This window comes from Mobiluncus sp., assembly GCF_985070215.1.
Genome location: NZ_CFKZQR010000080.1, coordinates 1 through 3076 on the forward strand (window position 1 = coordinate 1; position 3076 = coordinate 3076).

A 3076-nucleotide genomic window follows, 5' to 3' on the forward strand; every position below is an offset into this window, starting at 1 on the left:
GAGGAGTACGAGTCAGGGGGGGTGGGGAGGACGCGAGGCGTGGCCCGCCACGGAGCGACCCGGGGGGGGGGGCGTGCTCTGGTGTTCACCTGTGCCGACTGCACCTCATCGGCTTGATGACGGTGGCCGCGCACGTGGATCAGGTCGGCGAGCGTGGTGTTTTCGAGATGTTTTCCCAGCTCGCGGGCCTGCGAGAGGCGGTTTCGGGGCTGCCCGGCGGTGCGGATTGTCGGGAACTGTCGATGGGCATGAGCGGGGATTTCGAGTTGGCCATCGCGGCGGGCTCCACGTGTGTGCGGGTCGGTTCGGCCCTGTTTGGTCCTCGAGATTACGCGCAAAAGCCTGTCCAGTGACGGAAAACTGCAGAATTTTGGGATAATGTCCACGTGAAGCGTCCCAGTTTGAAACCGCGCCAACCTTCTGACGCGGATAAGCCGACCCCGCACGGTTCGGCTGCGTCAAACGCTTCTGCCCGAAAACCCAGGAAAACCGGGCAATTCGGAAAACCAGGGAAACCGGGGAAACCCGTGGACTCGGCCTTTTCCCGAGCAAAAACCACGCCGCGCACCCCCGCTGCGGAAGCTCCCGGCTCGACCCGCATCGCCCGCCTTTTGACGCTGGCGGCCGTAGCCCTCGCCGTGTTCCTGGTCGTGTTTTCACCGCTGCGTTCCTGGATGGAACAGCAGCAGCAGGCTCGCTCGCTGGCAGCCCAGATTGCCCAGGTCAAAGCGCAAAATGCCGAGCTGGAAGCGGAAATCAAACGCTATCAAGACCCCGAGTATATTTCCCGCCAAGCCCGCGAACGTTTGGGATACGTGAAACCCGGCGAGATTACCTATGTCGTAGTTGATCCTCCCGGCGCGAAAAAACCGCAGCTGACCAGCGGTTGGACCGACAAAGATACGAATGATTTGCCGTGGTTCCGCCAAATTGTCGCCGGATTGGAAGTCGCGGGGGCCGCTCCCGCCCCGGAAACGACCCCGGGCGCTGACGGGACAACCTCCGCTCCGGGGACGAAAACTACCGAACCGCCCGCGAGCCTTGGCAAAACCAATCCAGAACCAGCCCCGAAATCCTCGAACGCCCCGACCCATAACTGAGCGCTAACCGTAAACTGACAAAGGAGCCCTTGTGATTACACCCGCTAGCTCGGAAGATTTGCGCATTATTGCAGCTCAACTGGGGCGCGTCCCGCGGGGAGTTCTGGGGGTCGCCGCCCGGTGCGGGGATTGCGGAGCGTCATCTGATGCCAGTCCCGCCAGTCATGAGGGAGGTATTTCTGCTGACCGTCAGAGGGGTATTTCCCCAGGTCACCAGGCTGCTAATCCCGTGGGTTATCCCGGTGATAATTCCATGGGTCGTCATACCGATTTTCCTGCTGGCCAAGGGGGTGGTGTCCCCGCTGGTCACCCGGCAGTCATTGCGAGCGCTCCGCGCCTGCCCGGCGGCGAGCCGTTCCCCACGTTTTATTACCTGACCTGCCCCGCGGCGGTCGCGGCCGTGTCACACCTGGAGGCAAACGGGGTCATGCGCGAAGCGGAAGCCCTGCTGGAGGCAAACCCGCAGATATCGGCCGCTTATGCCCGCGCTCATGAACTTTATATTCGCCAGCGCACCCAGGCCGGTGAAGCCGCCGGAATCGGGGAAGTCCCCGAAATCGCAGGCGTGTCGGCTGGAGGAATGCCCCGCCGGGTCAAGTGTTTCCACGCCCTGCTCGGACACGCTTTGGCGGTGGGCCGAGGCGTGAATCCTATCGGGGATTGGGTGTTGGACCGGCTGGCGGAGTTGCCGGCGAGTGACCCGCATCGCTGGACGCCCGCGACTTGTGTGTGGAAATTGGACGAAACTGTTGGGGAAAGGGGTCGGTAATGCGTTTGGCGGCGATTGATTGTGGAACTCACTCGATTCGTTTGCTGATTAGCGAGGTTGATCCCCACTCCGGGGCGATGGTTGACGTAATGCGGTTGAACCGGATTGTGGGGTTGGGTGAAGGGGTGGACCGGACCGGGCATCTGAGTCCAGCCGCGCTGGAACGGACTTTTGCGGCGGTCGAGGAATACGCCGGTTTTGTGCGCCGGGAAGGCGTCCAGCAGATTCGGATGGTGGCGACTTCCGCTTCGCGTGACGCGGATAATTTTTCGCAGTTTAGTGCCGGGGTGCAGGCGCGGCTGGGCGTGACGCCGGAAGTCATTTCGGGACGAGTCGAGGCCGCGTTGGGATTTACCGGGACGCTGTCGGCGCATCGCGACATTGCCAGTCCGGCTCTGACCGTTGACATCGGGGGAGGTTCCACCGAGTTTGCGTTCGGTCAGGCTAACCCCGATACCGGCCGGTTTGACCAGGTCACGGCCGCGGTGTCGATGAATATGGGTTCCACGCGGGTCACCGAACGTTACCTGCGGCCCGCCGAGGATACGCGCGGAGTCCCCAGCGAGGACGCTATCAGCCAGGCTGGCCAGTTTGTAGATTCGCTGATTGCCCAAGCTAGCGCGAGTGTGCCGTTGGAATGCGCCCGCGAGGTAGTCGGGGTGGCCGGTTCGGTCACGACTTTGACCGCTTTGGAGTTGGGGTTGGCCAGTTACGAGCCGGACAAAATCAACGGCGCCGTGCTGGATTCCGGCGCGCTGCGGGAACGCGCCCGGCGTTTGATTCGGATGCCGCACGCGGAAAAAGCCCAGCTGGGGCCCATGCACCCGCAGCGGGTGCGCCAGATTGCCGGGGGAGTCCTGGTGTGGGAGCGGATTCTTGCTTGGTTGGAAGCTCATCCGGCTCCCGGTTCCGGCGCTGGTCGCTCGGATTCTGGGACGGTGCCTGCCGGTGAACAACGTGGAACATTCCCGGTTCGGACCTCGGAAAACGACATTCTTGACGGGATTATCCTGTCCCAGATTCCCTGATTTCCGGGTTCTAGTTTTGTTGCGGGGTTGTCACCCGCACTACTCGCCCCGCTAACCCGCCCATAAATTCTCACACGGGCGTTAATCCTATTAATTTGGCTCCGCCCGGCCCGCACTCTCCCCCCCCGCGCTCTTATAAGGGCTTTTTCTCGGTCTTTGCCCCGCCGTGCTCTCGCGCC

Annotated in this window: 4 protein-coding genes; all 4 read left to right on the forward strand. The window is 62.6% G+C overall.

The window, feature by feature from the left end; all coding sequences use genetic code 11:
* On the forward strand, window positions 1-353 hold a 353-nt coding region (locus AC5LBQ_RS09505), incomplete at its 5' end, for an alanine racemase (protein WP_493265322.1).
* Window positions 354-386: 33 nt separating this feature from the next.
* Window positions 387-1100 (forward strand): FtsB family cell division protein, encoded by a 714-nt coding sequence (locus tag AC5LBQ_RS09510; protein WP_493265323.1) that lies wholly within the window; start codon window positions 387-389, stop codon window positions 1098-1100.
* A gap of 31 nt (window positions 1101-1131) precedes the next feature.
* Window positions 1132-1869 (forward strand): DUF501 domain-containing protein, encoded by a 738-nt coding sequence (locus AC5LBQ_RS09515; protein WP_493265324.1) that lies wholly within the window; start codon window positions 1132-1134, stop codon window positions 1867-1869.
* Window positions 1869-2897, forward strand: a complete 1029-nt coding sequence (locus AC5LBQ_RS09520) for a Ppx/GppA phosphatase family protein (RefSeq protein ID WP_493265325.1) — start codon at window positions 1869-1871, stop codon at window positions 2895-2897. The genes AC5LBQ_RS09515 and AC5LBQ_RS09520 overlap by 1 nt, the downstream gene beginning before the upstream one ends.
* Window positions 2898-3076 lie beyond the last annotated feature (179 nt).